Origin of the sequence: Oleiagrimonas soli (assembly GCF_000761445.1) — a bacterium.
Lineage (GTDB): Bacteria > Pseudomonadota > Gammaproteobacteria > Xanthomonadales > Rhodanobacteraceae > Oleiagrimonas > Oleiagrimonas soli.
Window position 1 is genome coordinate 170,702 of sequence record NZ_KN196471.1, and the last position, 21,448, is coordinate 192,149.

The following is a 21,448-nucleotide window of genomic DNA, read 5'->3' on the forward strand; positions in this document are numbered from 1 at the left end:
GTCTTGCGCGCACGTCGGGGTGCGGGAGCCGCGTATGATCGCGCATGGCGCTGCCGCGGCCAAGCCGGGGCCCGCCGCGGAACGCGCGCACCCGGTATCCGCGCACAGAATGACCGCCGCCATCGAAAGGAAGCGGCGGCCCGCAGCGAGCGGCGCAGCATGCCCCTTCAACGGAGAGCGACAGGCGACGGGGCAGCTCAGGTCGCGTCGCGCAGGGCCGCCAGCAGCGCCTGACGCGGCAGCTTGCCGGTCTCGTTGCGCGGCAGCGCGGCCACGCGACGCAGCGGTCGCGGCAGGAATGCGGGGTCGAGCATCTCGCGCAGACGCGCGTTGAGTTCGGCTTCGCTCAGGGTCGGCGCCACCACCAGGGCGGCGATGCGGCGTACCTGCATGGCGTCGCTGCGGTCGAGCTGGAACATCACGCCATCCTCGACGCCGGGAATCGACAGCAGACGGCGGTTGAGGTCCCCCAGCGAAGCGCGCTTGCCGGCGATCTCCAGCAGGTCCGTGTTGCGCCCGCACAGACGGAAATGCCGCGCGTCGGGCAGTTCGACCAGATCGGCCAGCGTGACCTGTGCCGCCAGCTGCGGCGCCTCGATGCGGGTGCCGTCGGGCTGCGGATGCAGATGCACGTCCGGGTACAGCGCCCACAGCGATTCGGTCGTGGTGCGACGGCTGGCGAACACGCAGGTCTCGGTGGAGCCGAACACCTCCACCAGCGGCGCGCCGAAGCGATCCTCGGCGGCCTGCGCCAGCTCCAACGGCATCGGCGCAGTGGCCGACACCATCGCCGCCAGCGGCGGCAGGGTCACGTCCTCGGCCAGCAATGCGCGCAGGTGCACCGGCGTGATGACCAGCACGCGAGGCGCCGGCACCTCCGCCAGCTCGCGCGCGATGTCGGCGGCGAAGAACGGTCGCCCGGCATGCACGCCGACCTCGCCCAGCAGCGGCAGCAACACCGACATCTCCAGCCCGTACATGTGTTGCGGCGGCACCGTGGCGACGACCTCGAAGGCCGTGCCGATGTGCGCGGCGAAGCAGGCCATGTTGCCGGCGTTGCTGGCGTGCAGGCTGCCCCAGGTCTTGCGGTTGGCCTGCGGCTGGCCGGTGGAACCGGAGGTGTAACCGATCACGGCCAGATGCCCGGCATCCACATTCGGCACCGCGAAGACATCTTCGACCACCGCATGCAGCGCCGGCATGGCGATGAAGTTCGGCGGTGGCTCGCACGGCCGCGACTCGGCCAGCGCGTGACAGCCCGGATGCGCGGCCATGATCTCAGCCACGGCGCGCGGCGCGCGCGACGGCGGCAGCAGGTTGGTCTGTCCGGCCAGCACGATGGCGCAGAACGCGACCAGGAAGCTGTAGCGATCCTCGCACAGGTTCACCACGTACACGCCCGGCGGCAGGCTGGCGCGGACCTGGCGCACGTGCGCCAGGAACACATCGGCGCGAACCGGCGCGCCTTCGCGCCAGACCACGACGCGCGAGGGATCGCGGGCATGCAGCAGCGGCAGCTGCGCTTGCGGCGCGGGCTGCATGCATACGATCTGCGCCGCCGGTGCGCCGCCGATGTCGGATTCGCCGTTCACGGATGACCCACTCGCCTCCCCTAGCCGCGGATGATAGCGCCGGTGACGGCGTCACGAATGGTGGTCGGCTTGTCCGCACCGCCGACGGGCGCGTCCAGCACCGCGTCGAGACGGTCGCCGAAGGCCGCGTGCACGCCCGCGGCGTCGCGCGCCGGCGGCGTGCCGTGTCGGTTGGCGCTGGTCGAAACCAGGGCGCGACCGAAGGCCCGACACAGCGCCGCGGCGGGTGCATGCGCGGTCATGCGCAAGGCGATGCCGTCGTGCCCGCCGGTGATCCACGGCGGCACGTCGGCCGCGCGCGGCAGGATCCAGGTGTTCGGCCCGGGCCAGCTGTCGCGCACGCGCTGCAATGCGTCGGCGGGCAATGCGTCCAGATCGATGTAGGGCCGCAGCTGCTCGAAATCGGCGCCGATCAGCAGCACGCCCTGGGTCGCCGGCCGCTGCTTGAGCGCGAACAGGCGCTCGAAGGCATCGCGGTCATGCGGGTCGCAGCCGAGTCCGTACACGGCCTCGGTGGGATAGGCGATCACGCCGCCAGCGTGCAGCGCGGCGGCACAGCGTTCGAGACCGGCCTGGATGGATGCGTCGGACGAAGCGTTCATGGCAGTCGAGGTTCAGTCGGCGTCGCTGGCGGCCTTGCCGGCGGATTTCCTGGCCGAGGTCTTCTTCGCTGCCGTTTTCTTGGCCGCGGTCTTCTTGGTGGCCTTCTTGGTGGCCTTTTTGGCGGCAGCCTTCTTCGTCGCAGTCTTTTTGGCGGTCTTCTTCGTGGCCGTCTTCTTGGCCGCGGTCTTCTTGGCGGCCGCGCCGCGGCGCTTGCGCACCGGCGCGGCGGCCAGCAGCTCGACGCACTCGGCCTCGGTCAGTTCCTTGGGCTCGCGCTCCTTGGGAATGCGCGCGTTCTTCTCGCCGTCGGTGATGTACGGGCCGTAGCGGCCGTTCAACACCTGAATGCCGCTGTCGAACTCCTGGATGACGCGGTTGGCCAGCATCTCCAGCTTCTCGCGGATCAGCTCCTGCGCGCGCTCGAAGGTGACGGTATGCGGGTCTTCTTCCTTCGGCATCGAGGCGTAGGTGCTGCCCTTCTTCACGAACGGACCGAAACGACCGATGCCGGCGGTGACTTCCTCGCCGTCCTCGGCCTCGCCCAGCTTGCGCGGCAGCTTGAACAGTTCCAGTGCCTCGGCCAGCTCGATGGTATGCATGCTCTGACCCGGGCGCAGACTGGCGAACTGCGGCTTCTCCTCGTCGTCGCGCGTGCCGATCTGCGCGAACGGCCCGTAGCGGCCCAGACGCACGGACACCGGTTTGCCGGTCTTCGGATCGGTGCCCAGCTCACGCGCGCCGGTGGCCTGGCCGCGGTCCACGGTCTCGATCTTCTCGTCGACCTGGTCCTTGAACGGCTTCCAGAAGCGCTGCATCAGCGGCACCCAGTTTTCCTCGCCGCGGCTGACGGCGTCGAGCTCGTCTTCCAGCTTGGCGGTGAAGTCGTAGTCGACGTACTGGGTGAAGTGCTCGGTCAGGAAGTTGCTGACCGTGCGGCCGACGTCGGTCGGCTTGAAGCGGCGGCTGTCGAGCCAGACGTACTCGCGATTCAGCAGCACCTGGATGATCGAGGCGTAGGTCGACGGACGACCGATGCCGAATTCCTCCAGCGCCTTGACCAGGCTGGCTTCGGAGTAGCGCGGCGGCGGTTCGGTGAAGTGCTGGTCGGCGAGGATGTCGGTCAGCGGCACGACATCGCCCTTGGCCAGCTGCGGCAGACGGCGCTTCTCGTCGTCGTCGGCCTTGGTGTCCTGGCCTTCCTCGTACACGGCCAGGAAGCCCGGATCGATGACGGTGGTGCCGGTGGCGCGGAAGCTGGAATCGCCGACCGGGAATTCCACCGACACGGTGTTCAGCCGCGCGTGGATCATCTGACAGGCGACGGTGCGCTTCCAGATCAGCTCGTACAGCTTGCGCTGGTCGTCGTTGAGGTACTTGGCCACGTCCGCCGGGCGACGCATGGCCGAGGTCGGGCGGATCGCCTCATGGGCTTCCTGCGCGTTCTTCGACTTGGCCTTGTACACCTGCACGGCCTCGGGCAGCGCCTGCTGGCCGAAGTCCTTGGCAATGACCTCGCGCAGCTCGCTGGTGGCCTCGTCGGACAGCGCGGTGGCGTCGGTACGCATGTAGGTGATCAGGCCGACGTTGCCCTCGTCGCCGATGGCCACGCCTTCGTACAGCCCCTGCGCCACGCGCATGGTGCGGCTGGTGGAGAAACCGAGCTTGCGCGCGGCTTCCTGCTGCAGGGTCGAGGTGGTGAACGGCGCGGCGGGACGGCGCTTGCGCTCGCGGCTGCCGACTTCGCCGACCGTCAGCTGACCGCCGGCCGCCTTCAACAATGCTTCGCGCGCAGCGTGCGCGGTGGCCTCGTCGGTCAGATCGAACTGCTCGAACTTCTTGCCGTGCAGGCGCGTCAGCTTGGCGCGGAACGGCGTCTCGGCATGCGCCAGATCGGCCTCGATGGTCCAGTATTCCTGCGCATTGAAGGCTTCGATCTCCTTCTCCCGCTCGACGATCATGCGCAGCGCCGGACTCTGCACGCGGCCGGCCGACAACCCGCGCGCCACCTTGCGCCACAGCACCGGCGACAGGTTGAAGCCGACCAGATAGTCCAGCGCGCGGCGCGCCTGCTGCGCGTCGACCAGGTCGTGCGAGAGCTGGCGCGGATGCTCGACCGCCGCCTTGATGGCACGCGGCGTGATCTCGCTGAACACCACGCGGTGCACGTCCTTGCCTTCGAGCAGGCCTTCGGCGCGCAGAATCTCGCTGATGTGCCAGGAAATGGCCTCGCCTTCGCGATCCAAGTCGGTGGCGAGATAGATGGCTTCGGCCGCGCGGGCTTCCTTCTCGATGGCGTCGACGTGCTTCTGGTTGCGTTCGATCACGTCGTACTTCATAGCGAAGTCCTGCTCCGGATCGACCGCGCCCTCTTTCGGAATCAGATCGCGCACATGACCGTAGGAGGCCAGGACCTTGAAGTCCTTGCCGAGGTACTTGTTGATCGTCTTGGCCTTGGCCGGCGACTCGACGATGAGCAGGTTCTTTGCCATGCGGGCAAGCAATCCGTGTCAGCTGAGGGTTTCGCGCCGGAATTCCCGCGCATACATATATCTAGTGGGACCACACGCCGTAGCGAGCTGTCAAGCACATTCGGCGGAGGGCGTGCGCCAACGCGCATCAGGACACGCGCTGGAAACGTCCACCGGGGTGACTGGCAATGACGCCGTCCAGCTCCAGCTGCAGCAACAGCGAAGACAGCGCCGGACCGCTCAGACCGCTGCGCTCGCGCAGCGTGTCCAGCGTGACCGGGTCGTGTCCCAGCATGGCCAGCAGGTCGGCGCTGGCCGGATCCGACAACGATTCCGCCGCAGGCGACGCCGCCGCAACCGGCGCATCGTCCTGCAGGCGAGCCGCCAGTTCCGCGCCCTGCGCCCGCGCCAGCGGGACCAGGGACGCGCGGATTTCCTCGACGTCTTCCACCAAACGCGCACCGTCGCGGATCAACCGATGACAGCCACGCGCGAGCGGATTGTGAATGGAGCCGGGCAGCGCGTAAACCTCGCGACCGCATTCGGCCGCCAGGCGCGCGGTGATCAGCGAGCCCGAACGCAGGCCCGCCTCGACCACCAGCGTGCCCAGGGACAGCCCCGCGATGATGCGGTTGCGGCGCGGGAAATGGCCCGGACGCGCCACCGTGCCCGGCAGGAATTCGCTGACGATCGCGCCCTGTTCGGCGATGGATTCGGCCAGTCCGGCATGGCAACGCGGGTAGATCCGGTCCGGCCCGGTGCCGATCACCGCCACCGTGCCACCGCCCGCCTCCAGCGCCGCGCGATGCGCCGCGGCGTCGATGCCCTCGGCCAGCCCGCTGGTGATGACCAGTCCATGCCGCGACAGCGCCGCGGCGAAATCGCGCGCGAGTCGCCGCCCGGCAGGGCCGGCATTGCGTGCGCCGACCACCGCCAGCTGCGGACGCAGAAGCAGATCGCTGTTGCCGACCACGAACAGCGCGGCGGGCGGATCCGGCATGCATTCCAGCTGCGGCGGGAAGTCGACGTGCGTGCAGCACAGCAGGCGATGCCGTGGCTGCGCCAGCCATTCGAGGTCGGCCTCGATGCGCGTCGCATCCGGCGCACGCAACCAATCCCGGGCCGAGACGGACAGTTCGCCGGCCGCGGCATGCCGCCGCGCCTGCGCCAGCGCCGCGCGGATGTCGCCGCCGACATGCTCCAACAACGCCCGCAGACGCTTGCCACCCAGACCGGGCGTGCGCAGCAAGGTCAGCCAGACCGAGGTTTCCGATGCATCCTGCATGCGCTTCAGTGTAGGCAAGACGCATGCGAAAACGGCGCGGCCGAAGCCGCGCCGTCGCGTGGGATTTCGCCGACGCATGCGCCGGCGAAAGGCTTACTCGGGCATGCGCAGGATGTCGCCGGTATGCACCGGACGCACGCCGTCCATGATCAGGCCGTAGCTGACGTGATCGAAGGTACGGAACACCATCACGTGACCGACGAACTCGTCCGGCAGCTTGACGTGGTCGCCGATACTGCGCTGCATGCTCGAACTGGCCACGTCGTCGTGGATGGTCTCGCCCGGCGCGAACACCGAGTAGGTCTGGCCGTTGTCGACGCCGTCGCTGCTGCCGATGGACAAGGCCACGACTTCGTGCTTGCCGGCCGAACTCAGCGAATCGGTGAAGGCGATCACGTGGGCGTTGTCGGGCACCGATTTCGGCGCATGCGGGTAGTAGTACGGGTCGTACGGCTTGTCGTTGACCGGCAGGATGCGGTCGCCGGCGCGGATCTCGCGATTGCTGTCGGTCACCAGCAGGGTGGCCGGATCGCCGCCGCGCAGCATCTTCGCGGTGCCGATCACGCGGACTTCGACGCCGATCTCGTCACCCTTGCCGTAGTGACCGTCCTCACGCGAGTCTTCCTGCCACGGGCCGTTGATCATGGCCACGTTGCTGTCCAGCGCATGCGCAACGCGCGTCGGCGCATCGTCGAAGCTGCGGAACATGTGGGTCGGCCGGACGATGGCCCAGCGCTGACCCGGCTGTGCCTGCAAGCCGCGCACGTAGACGAACTGTCCGGTCACGCCGCGCGGCATGTTCTCCTCGAAGCCGACCACGTACGGCGACGCCTTCAGCTTGTCGCTGGACACCACGCGCATGTCGTCGAGAAACATCTTCAGATCGTCCAGCGGAATCGCCGGAATGGCCGAGCCGACTTCACGCATGCGCGGTTTCAGCATCACGTGCTGACCGTCGTAGGACAGATTGAGCACATCGCCCGGATAGATAAGGTGCGGGTTGTGCACTTGCGGGTTGGCCTGCCAGATTTCCGGCCACAGCCAGGGCTTCTGCAGGAAACGGGCGGAGATATCCCACAACGTGTCGCCCTTCTTGACCACGTAGGTATCAGGGTGGTCGGCACGGAGCTGGGCGCCCGCAGCGTACACGGCGACCGTCACCAGCAGACCGGCGAGTAGGGCAAGCGTTTTCTTAAACATGACGGGTAATCCCCCGTTCCCCCAAGGTTTTTGCGAGTGTAGCTGATTCGCCCCCCGACGCAAATGCGCAGCAGCGGGGATTCGCGGGAAGGCGGTCAGCACCGTACAATGAGCATGCTAATGGGGCGTGTGCTTGGTTTTCGCCGATTCGCCCGCAAATTGGCATCGCTATCCGGACTTTCATCATGAGCAAGCTGACCGTACTCGAGTTCCCCGACCCGCGCCTGCGCACGAAAGCCGCCCCCGTGGCGGTGTTCGACGATGCGCTGCGCACGCTGGTCGCGGACATGTTTGAAACCATGTACGACGCCCAGGGTGTGGGCCTGGCGGCGACCCAGGTCGATCGCCATCAGCGCCTGTTCGTGATGGACGTGTCCGAAGGCCGCGACGAGCCGATGGTGCTGTGCAATCCGCGCATCGTCGAAAAGCGCGGCAAGCAGATGGAACAGGAAGGCTGCCTGTCCTTCCCCGGCATCTTCGCCAACGTCGAGCGCGCCAGCTGGGTGCGCGCGGAGGCCGAGGACGCCGACGGCACCACCTTCAGCGTCGAAGCCGAAGGGCTGATGGCCGTGTGCATCCAGCATGAAATGGATCATCTGGACGGCAAGGTCTTCGTCGACTATCTGTCGCCGCTGAAGCGCTCCATGCTGCTGAAGAAGCTGGACAAACAGCGTCGTCAGGCAGGCTGACGCCATGCCGCGTCCGTTGCGTCTGGTGTTCGCGGGAACGCCGGAGTTCGCCCTGCCCTGCCTGCGCGCTTGCCACGACAGCGATGCCGAGCTGGTCGCCGTCTACACCCAGCCCGACCGCCCCGCCGGGCGCGGCCGCAAACTGACGCCGAGTCCGATCAAGCAGGCCGCGCTCGACTACGGCGTGCCGGTCGAGCAGCCCAAAACGCTGCGCGACGCCGAGGCCCAGGTCCGCCTGGCCTCCTACCGGCCCGATCTGATGATCGTGGTCGCCTACGGCCTGATTCTGCCGCAGGCCGTGCTCGACATCCCCACGCTGGGCTGCTGGAACGTGCACGCCAGTCTGCTGCCGCGCTGGCGTGGCGCGGCGCCGATCCAGCGCGCCATCGCTGCCGGCGACACGGACACCGGCGTCGCCCTGATGCGCATGGAGGCCGGCCTCGACACCGGTCCGGTCCTGCTCGAACGCCGCCAGCCCATCGCCGCCGACGAAACCGGCGGCAGCCTGCACGACAAGCTCGCCGCGCTCGGCGCCGAGCTACTGGCCGATGGCCTGCGCCGCGCACTCGACGATGACCTGCCGCCGGCGCGCCCGCAGCCCGACGACGGCGTGACCTACGCGCACAAGCTGGACAAGGCCGAAGCCGAACTGGATTTCTCGCGCTGCGCGGTGGAACTGGAGCGCAAGGTGCGCGCCTTCGACCCATGGCCGGTCGCGGTCGCGGACGTCGCCGGCGAACGTCTGCGCCTGTGGTCGGCCAAGGCCATCGACCGCGACCACGACGCCGCGCCCGGCACCGTGCTGGGCGGCGACGCGGACGGCCTCGACATCGCCTGCGGCGAGAACGTGCTGCGCGTCGGCGAAGTCCAGCGCGCCGGCGGTCGTCGCATGCGCGTGGCCGATTTCCTCAACGCGCGCCCCGACCTGCGTCGGCGCGAAACCTGAGGCCGCCGCCGATGGCGAAACCCGCCGCACCCGACACCCGCGCGCTCGCCGCCCATGCGCTGGCGGAAATCGCCCTGCGCGGCGCGTCCTCGCGCGAGGTGCTGGCGCGCCTGACGCCGCAACTGCCCGACGCACGCGATCGCGGCCTGCTGCATGCGCTGGTGCAAGCCGGCGCACGCAGCTGGCTGCGCTACGACATCGCGCTCGACCGCATGCTGGACAAACCGCTGCGACGCAAGGAACCGACGATCCACGCACTGCTGGCGCTCGGACTGGTGCAGCTGGACGTGCTGGAACTGCCGGCCTATGCCGCCGTCGCCGCCACCGTGCAGGCCGCGCGCAGCTTGGGCAGACCGCGCATGGCCGGCCTGGTGAACGCGGTGCTGCGGCGCTGGCAGCGCGAAGGCGATGCCTTGCGCGCGCAACTGGATGCCGACGACGTCAGCCGCTGGGCGCAGCCGGCCTGGCTGATCGATGCCGTGCGCAGGGACTGGCCGCGCGACGCCGAACGCGTGCTGGCCGCTGCCAACCGCGAAGCGCCGTTGACCCTGCGCGTGAACCGCCGCCACGGCACCCGCGACGCCTATCTCGATCGCCTGCGTGAGAGCGAGATCGCCGCGCATGCACATCCCGAACTCGACGACGCCGTGGTGCTCGCCAACAGCACCGACGTGACCCGCCTGCCCGGCTTCGCCGACGGCGATGTCGCGGTGCAGGACGGCGCCGCGCAGCTGACCGCCGACCTGCTCGATCTCGCCGACGGCCAGCGCGTGCTGGACGCCTGCGCGGCGCCTGGCGGCAAGACCTGCCACGCGCTGGAGCGTCACCGCCTCGACATGCTCGCGGTGGAACTGGACGCCGGCCGCGTGCCGCGCATCCGCGAAAATCTGCAGCGCCTCGGTCTCGACGCACACGTGCTGCAGGCCGATGCCGCACAACCGGACGCCTGGTGGGACGGCACGCCGTTCGACCGCATCCTGATCGACGCGCCGTGCTCGGCCAGCGGTGTGCTGCGTCGCCGTCCCGACGTGCGCCTGCACCGCCGCGCCACCGACATCGCCGCGCTGAACGCGATCCAGCGACAGCTGCTGGACGCGCTGTGGCCGCTGCTGGCGCCGGGCGGGCGGCTGCTGTACGTCACCTGCTCTCTGCTGCGCGCCGAGAACGAAACGATCGTCGCGCCGTTTCTGGCCGCGCATGCCGACGCCGAGGCGCTGCCGATCGCCCTGCCGATGGGCCAGGCCGCCGGTCCCGGCTGGCAGATCCTGCCGGGCGATGCCGATCTCGACGGCCTGTACTACGCCGCTCTCGGCAAGCGTCGCGCCTGAAGCCGCCCGCCGCATCGTCCGGCCACACACGGTATCCTGACGCGTCCTTGAGGCCCGCTGCCGAGCATCCGTGAACCGACCCGTCCCGCTATCCCGCGCCCGCCCCCTGTTCCTGCGCAGCGCGCGCGCCGAACTGATCGCGCTGCTGCTGTTCGCCCTGGTGCTGCTGGGCATCGGCATCGGTCTGCGCGATCCGTGGCCGTCGGACGAGCCGCGCTTCGCCCTGGTCGCACGCTGGATGGTCGAACACGGCCAATGGCTGTTCCCGCACCGCGGCCACGAGCTGTACCCGGACAAGCCGCCGGTGTTCATGTGGCTGCAGGCGTTCTTCTACCTGATCGTGCGCAGTTGGCGCGTGGCCTTCCTGCTGCCCTCGCTGCTGTCGGGTCTGATGACACTGGGCCTGGTCTACGACCTCGGCCGCCGGCTGTGGAACCACCGCAGCGGGCTGCTGGCCGCGGCCGCGCTGCTGCTGACGATCCACTTCACCTACCAGTTCCGCAACGCGCAGATCGACCCGCTGGAAGTGGGCTGGATCACGCTGGCCAACTACGGCCTGCTGCGCCACCTGTTGCTGGGTCCGAACTGGCGCTGGTTCGCCGTCGGCTGCTTCTTCGCCGGCGTCGGCGTGATCACCAAGGGCGTCGGCGTGCTGGCGCTGCTGATGCTGGCGCCGTTCCTGTTCGCGCGCTGGCGCGGCTGGCGCCACCTGGCGCTGCCGCGCGGCGGCTGGCGCTGGGCCGGTTCGCTGGCGCTGTTCCTGGTGCCGATCCTGGCCTGGCTGGTGCCGATGGTGCTGACCGCGCACCTGGACGGCGACCCGCAGCATGCCGCCTACGTGCAGAACATCCTGTTCGGCCAGACCGTGCATCGCTACGCCACCCCGACCGGGCACATCCATTCGCCGTTCTACTTCCTCGGCATCATGGCCACCGACTGGCTGCCGCTGGCGCTGCTGCTGCCATGGGCGATCCCGGCCTGGTGGCGACGCCTGAAACGCCGCGACGCCCGCTACCTGCTGCCGCTGGGCTGGTGGCTGCTGGTGCTGATGTTTTTCTCGCTGAGCCCGGGCAAGCGCGACGTCTACATCCTGCCCGCGCTGCCGATGGTGGCACTGGCGATGGGGCCGCTGCTGCCCGGCCTGCTGCGCAAGCTGGGGCCGCGCCGCGCGCTGTTCGGACTGACGCTGCTGCTGGCGTCGCTGCTGAGCGTCGCCGCCGCGCTGGCGATGACCCGGCATCCGCACTGGGCCATGCAGATCGAGCGCAGCCTCGACCCACGCATCTGGCGCGTGCTGCTGGCGATCGGCGTCAGCGGCCTGCTCGCCGCCGCTCTGTTCCGCGTGCGCCGCGCCGCGCTGGGCTGGGCCTTTTTCGCACTGGCGCTGTGGAGTCTGTACGGACTCTGGGGCTATCCGATCCTCAACGGCGACCGTTCGGCGCTGGACGTGATGCAGCGCGCGCGCCAGCTGGCCGGACCGCAAGTCACGCTGGGCCTGGTGGCGTGGAAGGAACAGAACCTGCTGATGGCGCAGGGGCCGGTCGCCGAGTTCGGCTTCCTGCGGCCGTGGTCGCAGCAGTACCGGGCCGCGACGCATTGGTTGCACGCCGATCCGTCGCAGCGACGGCTGTTCATGCTGCAACAGGCGATGGGCGACTGCGTGGACCGGGCCAAGGCCACCCACATCGGCCACGCCAACCGCCGCGAGTGGTGGCTGGTGCCGGCCGATGCACTGGTGCCAGGCTGCGTGCCGGCCGACGGTCGCGACGACGACTGAGGCTGCTCGTCTTCAGGCAGCGACGTCGGCGCGCAGATCCTCCGGCGGCTGCGCGAATTCACCCAGATGGGCGTCGATGCCGTGCTCGCAACGCTGCAATCCGCGCGCGACCGCGACGTCGAGAATCTCGTCGTTGATGCTGCGCCCCTCGTACTTGCGGCTGCGATGCCACAGGTGCGTGGCCATGCCGGCAAAACGCATGTCGCGACGCATCAGGCCGTAGTTGAAGGCGCGCACGGCCAGTTCGGCATCTTCGCGCCCCCAGCCGGTCATGGCTTCGTTGAAGCCGTTGATGGCGATCAAATCCTCGCGCCAGAAGCCCATGTTGCAACTCTTGATGCCGCGCCGGGTCGTGCGCGGCTGCGCCCAGGCGCGCGCCAGCCACAGCAGACGCAACGAATGCCGACGTCTTTGCAGACCGCGGGTGAAGAAATGCGGTTGGAAGCGTCCGTTCGCAAACATGCGCCGCGTGGCCTGTTCGTTCGGCAACATGCGCGAACCCTGCACGAAGCAACCGCGCTGAGCGAAAGCACGATGATCGGCGATGAAGTGCGCGCTCGGCACCATGTCGCCATCCAGCAGAACGATGTAATCGCCGCGCGCCGCGAGAATGCCGCGATTGCGCGCACGACTCATGCGGGCGCCATCGTCCGGTTGCCAGATATGGGTCAGGCGTACCGGAAAGGTCCGCGCATGGCGTGCAAGCACCTTGCGCGTCTCTTCGCTGGAGCCATCGTCGGTCACGATCACCTCGAACGGCAGCTCGCGCTGACGCTCCAGGCCCTGCAGGACGGCATCGAGCGCCTGCGGCCAGTTGTAGGTGATGACAATGACGCTGATGCGCATCCGAGACTCCCCTTGCTCGCGCCTCACTGAAGGCCGCGATATTCCTTGGCGATTCGCGACCGGCGCTTCCACACCGGCCAAAGGATGGACACGGCACGTTCCAGGTTGCGCCACCAGGAGTCGCGCCGCATGCGTACTAGCATGGCGTATCGGCGCGCTTCTCGCCAGGTTGGGTCCGGCTTGGTCTTGAATTCGTGCTTGACGCTCTCCAGCGATCGCTCGTCCAGACCCACACTGGCGGCGTAGTGCTGGATCAGCGCACGCGAGCGCATGCGGTTGTGGTACTCGTTGACACGCGTGCGCTGCCCCCACCAGCCGTTCTTGCCGTGGATGCGGTAGTGCACCTGCCCGGTCGGCAGATAGTACTTGCGTCCGCCCAGCACACTGGTGCCGAACACCAGACAATTGTCGGCCGACAGTTTCCAGGTCCGCGCGATGCGCTCCGGCAGATCCAGCACCCGCTGCGCCATCGGGCGTCGCAGCGAAATCGCCGAAGTCGGCGCGCCGTACCACTGCGCCAGCATGAAGGTGCTGATGGCCGTGTAACCCAGATCCACGGGACGGTCGGCAAAACCCATCCGACGTTGCTCATCGCCGAACAGATGCAGATCGGAGAACGCGAAATCGACGTCCGGCCGCGCGTCGTACAACGCGCCGATCTGGTCCAGATACTGCGGACTCCAGTAATCGTCGGCATCGAGGAAACAGACCACGTCGCCGGTGCAATGCGCCAATCCGCGCAGGAAGGCGGCGAGCTGCCCGCCGTTCTCGCCGAGCAGGAGCGTGACCTGCGCATGGCTGCCGTAGCGCTCGCGCAGCAGGGCCGGCGTGCCGTCGCTGGAGCCGTCATCCACCACGATCAACTGCGTCGGCGCGCGCGTCTGCGCCAGCACGCTCTCGATGGTCTGCTCGATGTACGCGCGGTAGTTGTAGCTGGTAATGACAACGGAAAACGTCGTGGAGCCGCTCACGAATGGCCCTCCGCCAGCAACGCGCGGAAGTAGCGCACGGTTTCGCGCAGCCCGTCCTCCAGACTCACGCGTGGTTCCCAGTCGAGCCGCTCGCGCGCCACCGCGATGTCCGGCTGGCGCTGCCGCGGATCGTCCGCCGGCAGCGGCTGGAAGCTCAGGCGGGATGTGCCTCCGACGATGGCCAGCACCTTCTCGGCCAGTTCCAGCATGGTCGACTCGACCGGGTTGCCGATGTTGACCGGACCGGTGAAGCCCGCCTCGGTGTCCATCATGCGCAGCATCGCCTCGACCAGATCGTCGACGTAGCAGAAGCTGCGCGTCTGCTGGCCGTCGCCGTAGATGGTGATGTCCTCGCCCTTCAGCGCCTGCACGATGAAGTTGCTGACCACGCGGCCGTCGTTGGGATGCATGCGCGGGCCGTAGGTGTTGAAGATGCGCACGACCTTGATGTCCAGCTTGTGCTGGCGGTGGTAGTCGAAGAACAGCGTCTCGGCGCAGCGCTTGCCTTCGTCGTAACAGGCGCGGACGCCGATCGGATTGACCCGCCCCCAATAGCCTTCCTGCTGCGGATGCACTTCCGGGTCGCCGTAGACCTCGCTGGTGGACGCCTGCAGGATGCGCGCCTTCACCCGCTTGGCCAGGCCCAGCATGTTGATTGCGCCATGCACGGAGGTCTTGGTCGTCTGCACCGGATCGAACTGGTAATGCACGGGCGAAGCCGGACAGGCCAGATTGAAGATGCGATCGACTTCGACGTAGAGGGGAAACGTCACGTCGTGGCGCATGGCCTCGAAATAGGGCCGATCGATCAGATGCGCGATGTTGCGCTTGCTTCCGGTGAAGTAATTGTCGACGCAAAGTACGTCCTGCCCGGCATCGAGCAGCCGTTCGCACAAATGCGAGCCTAGAAAGCCGGCGCCGCCGGTGACCAGAACGCGATTCATAAGATGTGTTCGCAGATCCTGAGAGACGGGAGGCGACCTCCTGTCACCGCGTTGAAAGCGCAGTGTGCCTCAATTTCGCCAAAGCTTCGACGTACCGACGCACACAGTGGAAAGAAGATGACTGGGCATGTCCTTCGGAACCGCGTAGGCTATGGCAAAATAATTCGTCCGGAAGGTTTTGCGCGGGGGACAGTCAGGCGCAATTCATCGCCGGTCGCGTATGCATCGGAAGCGAACGCCCTTCGAATGGACCAGCACGTGCCCAGCATCAATCTCGTCGCCCGTGACAACGGAGTCGGCTTGAGTCGTGATTTGAGTATTCTGGGGGAAGTACTCAACGCCAGCGGTTTCGACGTAACCGTCACCGGCATCCACGGCGGCAAGTTGACCAAGTGGTTGCGCCCGCCGGCCAAGCGCATCGAGTGGCGCTATCGCCGCGTGCGCGGCCGGGATGCCGCTACGCGTTTCGACGTCAACATCATGCTGGAACACATCTGGCCGGACGATCTGCCGTTCGCCCGCCATAACGTGTTGATTCCGAACCCGGAATGGTTTCTGCCGCGCGACAGGCGCCATCTGGACCGCATCGATCTGGTGCTGGCCAAGACGCGGCACGCCGAGCGCATCTTCCGTCGCCTCGGCAAACCCGTCATGTACACCGGCTTCACCGGGCGTTGTCGTTTCGACCCCGAACAGCCGCGCGAATCCTGCTTCTTCCATCTGGCCGGTCGCAGTCATGCCAAGGGCACCGAGCGCCTGCTGGCGCTGTGGCGCCGCCATCCGGAATGGCCGCTGCTGACCGTGGTGCAGAATCCGCGCACGGCACGACCCGGCCCGCCCGCGCCCAACATAGAACATCATGTCGGCTACCTCGCCGATGACGAGTTGCGCCGCCTGCAGAACCGGCACCGGTTCCATCTGTGTCCGTCCGAGACCGAGGGCTTCGGCCATTACATCGTCGAAGCGATGACCGTCGGCGCGCTTACCGTCACCGTCGATGCCGCGCCGATGAACGAGCTGATCACACCTGATCGCGGCCTGCTGGTGCCCTGCGAGCGCACCGGCACCCAGCATCTGGCGACCACGCACTTCTTCGACGAAGCGGCGATGGAACAGGCGATCGAAACCGCGATCCGCCTCGACAAGCCGCGCCTGGAACAGCTGGGCAAGGCGGCCCGCACCTGGCATCGCGAGAATCGCGAAGGCTTCGGCGCACGCCTGACCCAGGTCCTGCATCGCCTGCTGGACGCACCCGAGACGCTGGCCGCCTCGCTGCGACAGCCGCCCACGGCATCCCCGCTGACGAACCCGTCATTGCTGCAAGCGCGGCGCAGCAACACGCCGCCGCAGGACACGCTGCGCAAGACCGTCGCCTAGGATTGCGGCGTCTCCGCGACGGGCGCTTTGCCCGCCATGCCGTGCCGCGTGCGCATGGCACTGAGCAACATCGCCAGCGCCAGCGGCAGCCAGGTCAGCAGCCATTCCGGCCTCGGACTGCGCAGCAGGCTGGGGCCGTCGAACTGCAGCGCCACACTGGCGAAGATCCACACGCCCAGCACGATCCGCCCCAGCGGCAAGGCGCGCATGCGCCAGCCGGTCCAGCCGATCCAGGCCCACAGCAGCAGCCACAGCAGCAATCCCGGAAGACCAAGTTCGATGGCGATGTTGGTGAACAGGTTGTGGCTGTGGGTCCAGCTTTGATCGCCGACGGCGATGGTGTACTTGCTGCCCATGCCCAGCCCCCCCCATGGATGCCGTTCGATCATCGCCAGCGCGCGCTCGAAGATCTGCGGGCGGTAGGACAGGCCGCGGTGCAGTACCAGCGAGGGTTTCAGCAGGATCACCGTCGCGGCCGCCAACACACCCACGACCGCGAACCCCCGCGCCAGAAGCCCCGGTCGCCAGAATGGCAGGCTCACCAGGCACACGAACAGCGCCAGCCACGCGCCGCGACTGCCGGTCCAGGCTACGAACACGGCCAGTAATGCCAGCGCAATCAGCCACGGCACGCGCCGCCAGCCGCGCGACGGCGGCAACTGCGAAAGCCAGACGAAGGCGGCCCCCATCGCATAGGCGGAGAGGTTCGGGCCGTCGAGCATGTCGAAGCCGACCATGCGATGCGTCCAGACGATGTCGCGCCAGGGGAAAGCCAACATCGCCGCCAGCGCGCTGAACGCCATGCCCCAGCCCGTCACACGCAGCAAGGTCTCGACCGAGCCCGGGCGCGAAGACCCCCAGGCCAGCCACGCATGGAGATACAGCACCACGAACAGCGGCACCTTGATGCGTTCAACCTCATGCGTTCCGGTGGCCCACAAAAGGGTCACGCAGGCCCACGCCAACAGCACGGCGCAGGTCCACGTCACGCTGCGCGGCACCGCACGCAGACAGCGCCCGCGATCGACGATCCAGCATGCCAGGCTCGGCACGAACAGCAGCAGGGCCACCGTCCAGTGGAACACGCTGCTGGCGTGCTTGCCCGGCACCAGCGCCATGCCGACCGGAAGCCAGAACAAGCCGACCGCGAGCAGATCGCGGATGCCGAGACGCCGTGCCTCAAGCGCCCCGGCGGACGAGCGAGGCGCGGACATCGTCGTGTTGTGTTCTTCTTGATGCTGCATCGTCTCGTGACCGGTCGAGTACCGGCGGGGCTGTACGCGACCCTGGGTCATGCGTTGTCATCCGTGTTATTCCCGCCGGAAGCATACCCAGCCCCACCCGAACCTGTCTCCCACAATGCGCCCGCGAAGCGCCTCCCGTTACACCCGGTTCAGCCCGAACCGCCGCAAGCGACCCGCTGCACGCTTCGTCGTCACGCCACCGGGCGCCACCTCGATCTCGGCTAGAATGCCCGCATGCCGACACTTGCGCTGACCCTGGTCGTGATGACCCACAACGAGGCCGCGAACATCGCCCGCTGCCTGGACAGCGTGCCGTTCGCCGCCGAGAAGCTGGTGATCGACTGCGGCAGCACCGACGCCACCTGCGAGATCGCTCGCGCGCACGGCGCCCGGGTGGTGCATCAGGACTGGCTCGGCTTCGGTCCGCAGCGCAACTTCGCCACCACGCAATCGTCCAACGACTGGATTCTGGCGCTCGACGCGGATGAATATCTGTCGCCCGAGCTGACCGCCGAACTGCAGCGCCGCCTGCCCGAGGTGATGGCCTCGGACGCCGCCGTCGGCACCCTGCGCCGCCGCACCATGTACATGGGCGCGCCGATGCGCTGGTACCGGCCAATGGTGGGCGAGAAGATGACGCGCCTGTACCATCGCGACCGCGCCCGCTGGCGCGACGTGCGCGTGCACGAATCACTGACCTGGGACGGCACCGAAGTACGCTTCGACGCACCGTTCGAGCATCTGCACAACCCGACCCTGGTGCACAAGGGCCTCAAGGTGCTGCGCTATGCGGAACTCAAGGCTCGCGACTGGCGTCAGAAACAACGCCCGCCGCGCATGTGGGACTGCCCGCTGGTGTTCGCGTCGAGCTTCATCAAGGACTACGTGTTCCGCCTGGCCGTGCTGGACGGCTGGCGCGGCTTCGTGGTGGCGCAGACCGCCGCCTCGTACGCCGTGTACAAACGCATGCGCTACTACGAGATGTGCGTGAACCCCGATTCGGTCGACATGGCCGCCGAACTGCTGAACCGCCACGGACTCGATCGATGAGCAAGCACTACCTCCTGTACGGCTCCGAACGCTACGCCCTGGCCATCCTGCGACCCGTGCAGGAAGCCATTCGCGCGCGCGGCGACGAGGCCGCCTGGTTCTTCGACGGCCCCGGCGGCGAGGACCTGGTCGAAGGCGAGCGCTGGCTGCGCACCACCGAGGAAGTGCGTGCGTTCAACCCGCGCGCGGTGCTGACGCCGTCCAATGCGGTGCCGCACTTCTTTCCCGGCGTGAAGGCCGAAGTCTTCCACGGCTTCGATGCCGGCAAGCCGCGCCACATCTACATCCGCGGCTTCTTCGACCTGTACTGCACCACCGGACCCAACGACACCGCCGCCTTCGGCGAGATGGCCACGAAACTGGGCCACTTCAGCGTCGCGCAGACCGGTTGGCCCAAGCTGGACCCGTTCGCCGACGTGTTCCAGCCCGAACACCCGGCGCCGGTGCGCACGCCGCCGGTGATCCTGTACCACTCCACCTTCTCGCCGTCGTGGAGCGCCGCCGAGACGCTGCACGACGAGGTCAAGCGCCTGTCGCGCGACGGCCGCTGGCGCTGGATCGTCACCTTCCACCCGAAGATGAACGCCGACACCGTGGCCCGCTTCAAGGCGCTGCAGAACGAGCACCTGAGCTTCGCCGAGAACGACAACATCCTCGAACTGTTCCCGCAGGTCGACATGATGTGTTCGGACACCTCCTCGGCGCTCAACGAATTCCTGCTGACCGGCAAGCCGGTGGTGACCTTCAACAACCGACGCCCCGGACCGCAGCTGATCGACATCCACGACGCCGCCGACTTCGAGCCGGCCATCCAGCGCGCGCTGTCGCGGCCGCCGGAACTGATGAAGGCGATCCGCGACTACGGCGAGGCCATCCATCCGTATCATGACGGGCGGTCCAGCGAACGCGTGCTGGACGCGGTGGAAGCCTTCATCGCCGATGGCGGACGCAATCGCAAGCGCAAGCCGGGCAACTTCTGGCGCAAACTGAAAATCCGCCGCCGTATCGGCTACTGGGGCCCGGTCCGCTGACCGCGCGCTGACATTCCTTCGACGAAAACCGGGCATGCAACCGAAGCACTACTCCCGCTCCGAACACCTGCGCGCGCTGTGGCCGTGGCTGCCGCTGTGGACCGCGCTGGCCCTGCTGGCGATCTTCGCCCACGGCCCGATGCCGATGTACTCGACCCGCACCCTGGCCGTGGCCTGGGAAATGTGGAGCGGACACCACTGGATCGTGCCGTACTTCAACGGCGCGCCGTACAGCCACAAGGTGCCGCTGCTGTTCTGGCTGATCCACGCTGGCTGGTTCGTGTTCGGCGTCAACGACATCTGGCCGCGCGTCCTCGAAGTCGGCTTCGGCGCCGCGCAACTGGTGCTGGCCGCGACCATCGCGCGCCGCCTGTTCCCGGATCGCCCGTGGGTCGCCAAGGCCACACCGTGGATGCTGGCCGCGCTGGCCTACGCGTTCCTGTTCAGCCTGCAGATCATGTACGAGGTGCTGCTGGGCGTATGCGTGCTGTCGGCGATGCTGACGCTGACTCCTAGCGCCCGGCGCGTCGCGCCGCGCTGGTGGCTGTTCGGTTTCTGGATCGGCGCCGGCCTGCTGACCAAGGGACCGGTGATGCTGCTGCACGTTGCCTTCCCGTGGCTGCTCGGCCCGCTGTGGAGCGACTACGCGCGTCGCGAGAAGGCGCGCTGGTACGGCTTCGGTCTGCTCGCCGTGCTCGGCGGTCTGCTGATGCTCGGCGCCTGGCTGTGGCCGGCGCTGGAACTGGGCGGCCACGCCTACGCCGAGAAGCTGCTGTTCAAGCAGACCGGCGGACGCGTGGTCGACTCGTTCGCGCATGCCCGGCCGATGTGGTGGTACCTGCAATGGCTGCCAGTGCTGCTGTTCCCGTTCGCGGCCTGGCCGCGCGCCTGGGTGGCGGTGGCCAGCCTGCGCCGCCCGCTGCTGCCGGGCATCCGTTTCCTGCTCTGCTGGCTGCTGCCAGTGCTGTTGGGTTTCTCGCTGATCAGCGGCAAACAGCTGTACTACCCGCTGCCGGAATTCGGCGGCGCGGTGATGCTGATCGCCGCGGCCCTGGCGCTGCTGCGCGAGCGCCACCCGCGCCTGGCCGCGACGCCGTGGCTGGGCGGATGGGCGATGGCACTGGGCGGCTTCGCCTTCGGCATCCTGCTGCTGGCGTTGCCTTCGCTGGCCGGACGTCCGCCGTTCGCCAGCCACTGGATGGTCGACCTGGCCGTCTACAGCCGCTATTTCGGCGTGATCTACCTGCTGCTGGGCCTGCTGCTGCTGCTGCGTGGACGCGGCGAACTGCGCCGCATCGCCATCGGCGGCATGATCGGCACCTTCGTCGCCAACGCGCTGTTCACGGTCGCACTGTGGACACCCTACGACCTGCGCCAGGCCAGCGCGTTGTTCGCGCAGGCCAGCGCCGAAGGCCATGCCACCGCCAGCGTCGGTTATCCGGAAGGCCAGTTCACCTTCCGCGCACGCCTGCGCACGCCGGTGCAGCAGTTGGAGAGCCGCAAGGACATCCTCGATTTCGCCGCACAACATCCGGACGGCCTGGTCGCCACCTACCGCCAGAACGCCGATCTCATGCCTACCGACTTGCGCTACGCGCTGCTGGTGCAACCGTTCCGCGGCGATTGGCTGGTGCTGTGGAAGGCCAGCACGCTGGCGGCGATCCGCTCCGGCGAAACGCCGCCCGAACCCGCCCAACCGACACGCTTGCTGCCGTCGCCGGACTACTGGCGCTACCGCAGCGTGCGCGCGCACTGATGACGGACCGCATCGCCGCGCTGCAAGCGCAAATCGGCGGCCCCCGCGACGGCGCCCTGCTGCGCTTCGCGCTGGGCAGCGCGCTGCTCGATGCGAAGCGCACGGCGGAAGCCTGCGAGGCCTTCCACGCCGCGGTCGATTTCGACCCCGACTATTCGGCCGCGTGGAAGCTGCTGGGCAAGGCGCTGCTCGCGCACGAGGATTTCGATGCCGCCGCCGAGGCCTGGCGGCTCGGCATCGACGCCGCCGCCCGGCGCGGCGACAAGCAGGCGGAGAAGGAAATGCAGGTCTTTCTTCGGCGACTGCAGAAACCGCGAGGATAGGATCGACACTGCGGATGC

At 68.0% G+C, this 21,448-nt stretch carries 18 protein-coding genes; 9 read left to right on the top strand and 9 right to left on the bottom strand.

The window, feature by feature from the left end:
• Positions 1-197: 197 nt before the first annotated feature.
• The 5 genes from LF63_RS14585 to LF63_RS14605 all read right to left on the bottom strand — a co-directional run bounded on the left by LF63_RS14585 (position 198) and on the right by LF63_RS14605 (position 7,148).
• A complete protein-coding gene (locus LF63_RS14585; protein WP_043104528.1) occupies positions 198-1,541 on the bottom strand; it encodes an AMP-binding protein in 1,344 nt (447 codons plus the stop codon).
• 71 nt (positions 1,542-1,612) lie between these two features.
• Entirely contained in the window at positions 1,613-2,194 is a 582-nt protein-coding gene (gene tsaC, locus LF63_RS14590) for an L-threonylcarbamoyladenylate synthase type 1 TsaC (RefSeq protein ID WP_052395325.1), read from the bottom strand.
• A 12-nt stretch (positions 2,195-2,206) separates the two neighbouring features.
• The gene (locus LF63_RS14595) at positions 2,207-4,684 is read right to left on the bottom strand and encodes a DNA topoisomerase I (RefSeq protein WP_043104337.1); all 2,478 of its coding nucleotides are present in this window, start codon (positions 4,682-4,684) and stop codon (positions 2,207-2,209) included.
• Between the two features lie 127 nt (positions 4,685-4,811).
• Positions 4,812-5,948, bottom strand: coding sequence for a DNA-processing protein DprA (gene dprA / locus LF63_RS14600; protein WP_043104338.1), 1,137 nt, complete (start codon positions 5,946-5,948; stop codon positions 4,812-4,814).
• 93 nt (positions 5,949-6,041) lie between these two features.
• Positions 6,042-7,148: a LysM peptidoglycan-binding domain-containing protein gene (locus tag LF63_RS14605; RefSeq protein WP_043104340.1), complete on the bottom strand. Its 1,107-nt coding sequence runs from the start codon at positions 7,146-7,148 to the stop codon at positions 6,042-6,044.
• Between the two features lie 185 nt (positions 7,149-7,333).
• On the opposite strand from LF63_RS14605, the gene def reads away from it, so the two are divergent.
• The 4 genes from def (at position 7,334) to LF63_RS14625 (ending at position 11,888) form a co-directional block, all read left to right on the top strand.
• Entirely contained in the window at positions 7,334-7,837 is a 504-nt protein-coding gene (def, locus tag LF63_RS14610; protein WP_043104342.1) for a peptide deformylase, read from the top strand.
• 4 nt (positions 7,838-7,841) lie between these two features.
• Positions 7,842-8,783: a methionyl-tRNA formyltransferase gene (gene fmt, locus LF63_RS14615; protein WP_184655080.1), complete on the top strand. Its 942-nt coding sequence runs from the start codon at positions 7,842-7,844 to the stop codon at positions 8,781-8,783.
• 11 nt (positions 8,784-8,794) lie between these two features.
• Complete coding sequence (gene rsmB, locus LF63_RS14620; RefSeq protein WP_043104344.1) at positions 8,795-10,111, top strand: 16S rRNA (cytosine(967)-C(5))-methyltransferase RsmB; 1,317 nt, start codon at positions 8,795-8,797, stop codon at positions 10,109-10,111.
• 106 nt (positions 10,112-10,217) lie between these two features.
• Positions 10,218-11,888 carry an ArnT family glycosyltransferase gene (locus LF63_RS14625; protein ID WP_043104535.1) on the top strand — a complete coding sequence of 557 codons (1,671 nt, stop codon included), beginning with the start codon at positions 10,218-10,220 and terminating at the stop codon, positions 11,886-11,888.
• 12 nt (positions 11,889-11,900) lie between these two features.
• Here the strand turns inward: LF63_RS14625 and LF63_RS14630 are convergent, their stop codons facing one another.
• The 3 genes from LF63_RS14630 to LF63_RS14640 are packed head-to-tail and all read right to left on the bottom strand — an operon-like array spanning position 11,901 to position 14,649.
• Positions 11,901-12,734, bottom strand: a complete 834-nt coding sequence (locus LF63_RS14630; RefSeq protein ID WP_043104348.1) for a glycosyltransferase family 2 protein — start codon at positions 12,732-12,734, stop codon at positions 11,901-11,903.
• 23 nt (positions 12,735-12,757) lie between these two features.
• On the bottom strand, positions 12,758-13,705 hold the full coding sequence (locus LF63_RS14635) for a glycosyltransferase family 2 protein (protein WP_043104350.1): 948 nt from the start codon (positions 13,703-13,705) through the stop codon (positions 12,758-12,760).
• A complete protein-coding gene (locus tag LF63_RS14640; RefSeq protein ID WP_043104352.1) occupies positions 13,702-14,649 on the bottom strand; it encodes a UDP-glucuronic acid decarboxylase family protein in 948 nt (315 codons plus the stop codon). The genes LF63_RS14635 and LF63_RS14640 overlap by 4 nt, the downstream gene beginning before the upstream one ends.
• Positions 14,650-14,949: 300 nt before the next feature.
• Between LF63_RS14640 and LF63_RS14645 the strand changes: the two genes are divergently transcribed.
• The gene (locus LF63_RS14645) at positions 14,950-16,026 is read left to right on the top strand and encodes a glycosyltransferase (protein ID WP_161782357.1); all 1,077 of its coding nucleotides are present in this window, start codon (positions 14,950-14,952) and stop codon (positions 16,024-16,026) included.
• Here LF63_RS14645 and LF63_RS15370 read toward each other — a convergent pair.
• On the bottom strand, positions 16,023-17,240 hold the full coding sequence (locus tag LF63_RS15370) for an O-antigen ligase family protein (RefSeq protein WP_161782358.1): 1,218 nt from the start codon (positions 17,238-17,240) through the stop codon (positions 16,023-16,025). The two genes, LF63_RS14645 and LF63_RS15370, sit on opposite strands and share 4 nt — an antisense overlap.
• Positions 17,241-17,504: 264 nt before the next feature.
• Between LF63_RS15370 and LF63_RS14655 the strand changes: the two genes are divergently transcribed.
• The 4 genes from LF63_RS14655 to LF63_RS14670 are packed head-to-tail and all read left to right on the top strand — an operon-like array spanning position 17,505 to position 21,430.
• Positions 17,505-18,320, top strand: a complete 816-nt coding sequence (locus tag LF63_RS14655; protein WP_043104355.1) for a glycosyltransferase family 2 protein — start codon at positions 17,505-17,507, stop codon at positions 18,318-18,320.
• Positions 18,317-19,351: a CDP-glycerol glycerophosphotransferase family protein gene (locus tag LF63_RS14660; RefSeq protein WP_043104358.1), complete on the top strand. Its 1,035-nt coding sequence runs from the start codon at positions 18,317-18,319 to the stop codon at positions 19,349-19,351. The genes LF63_RS14655 and LF63_RS14660 overlap by 4 nt, the downstream gene beginning before the upstream one ends.
• Before the next feature lie 34 nt (positions 19,352-19,385).
• On the top strand, positions 19,386-21,107 hold the full coding sequence (locus tag LF63_RS14665) for an ArnT family glycosyltransferase (RefSeq protein WP_043104361.1): 1,722 nt from the start codon (positions 19,386-19,388) through the stop codon (positions 21,105-21,107).
• Positions 21,107-21,430 carry a tetratricopeptide repeat protein gene (locus LF63_RS14670; protein ID WP_043104363.1) on the top strand — a complete coding sequence of 108 codons (324 nt, stop codon included), beginning with the start codon at positions 21,107-21,109 and terminating at the stop codon, positions 21,428-21,430. Before LF63_RS14665 ends, LF63_RS14670 begins: the two co-directional genes overlap by 1 nt.
• The last annotated feature ends 18 nt before the right edge of the window (positions 21,431-21,448 follow it).

Bases quoted from the DNA above. Each gene is read 5' to 3' on its own strand.
- LF63_RS14595 (WP_043104337.1), bottom strand. From the start codon at position 4,684: ATGGCAAAGAACCTGCTCATCGTCGAGTCGCCGGCCAAGGCCAAGACG.
- LF63_RS14665 (WP_043104361.1), top strand. From the start codon at position 19,386: ATGCAACCGAAGCACTACTCCCGCTCCGAACACCTGCGCGCGCTGTGG.
- LF63_RS14630 (WP_043104348.1), bottom strand. From the start codon at position 12,734: ATGCGCATCAGCGTCATTGTCATCACCTACAACTGGCCGCAGGCGCTC.
- rsmB (WP_043104344.1), top strand. From the start codon at position 8,795: ATGGCGAAACCCGCCGCACCCGACACCCGCGCGCTCGCCGCCCATGCG.
- LF63_RS14585 (WP_043104528.1), bottom strand. From the start codon at position 1,541: ATGCAGCCCGCGCCGCAAGCGCAGCTGCCGCTGCTGCATGCCCGCGAT.
- dprA (WP_043104338.1), bottom strand. From the start codon at position 5,948: ATGCAGGATGCATCGGAAACCTCGGTCTGGCTGACCTTGCTGCGCACG.
- LF63_RS14660 (WP_043104358.1), top strand. From the start codon at position 18,317: ATGAGCAAGCACTACCTCCTGTACGGCTCCGAACGCTACGCCCTGGCC.
- LF63_RS14605 (WP_043104340.1), bottom strand. From the start codon at position 7,148: ATGTTTAAGAAAACGCTTGCCCTACTCGCCGGTCTGCTGGTGACGGTC.
- fmt (WP_184655080.1), top strand. From the start codon at position 7,842: ATGCCGCGTCCGTTGCGTCTGGTGTTCGCGGGAACGCCGGAGTTCGCC.
- LF63_RS14670 (WP_043104363.1), top strand. From the start codon at position 21,107: ATGACGGACCGCATCGCCGCGCTGCAAGCGCAAATCGGCGGCCCCCGC.
- LF63_RS14640 (WP_043104352.1), bottom strand. From the start codon at position 14,649: ATGAATCGCGTTCTGGTCACCGGCGGCGCCGGCTTTCTAGGCTCGCAT.
- tsaC (WP_052395325.1), bottom strand. From the start codon at position 2,194: ATGAACGCTTCGTCCGACGCATCCATCCAGGCCGGTCTCGAACGCTGT.
- def (WP_043104342.1), top strand. From the start codon at position 7,334: ATGAGCAAGCTGACCGTACTCGAGTTCCCCGACCCGCGCCTGCGCACG.
- LF63_RS14655 (WP_043104355.1), top strand. From the start codon at position 17,505: ATGCCGACACTTGCGCTGACCCTGGTCGTGATGACCCACAACGAGGCC.
- LF63_RS15370 (WP_161782358.1), bottom strand. From the start codon at position 17,240: ATGTCCGCGCCTCGCTCGTCCGCCGGGGCGCTTGAGGCACGGCGTCTC.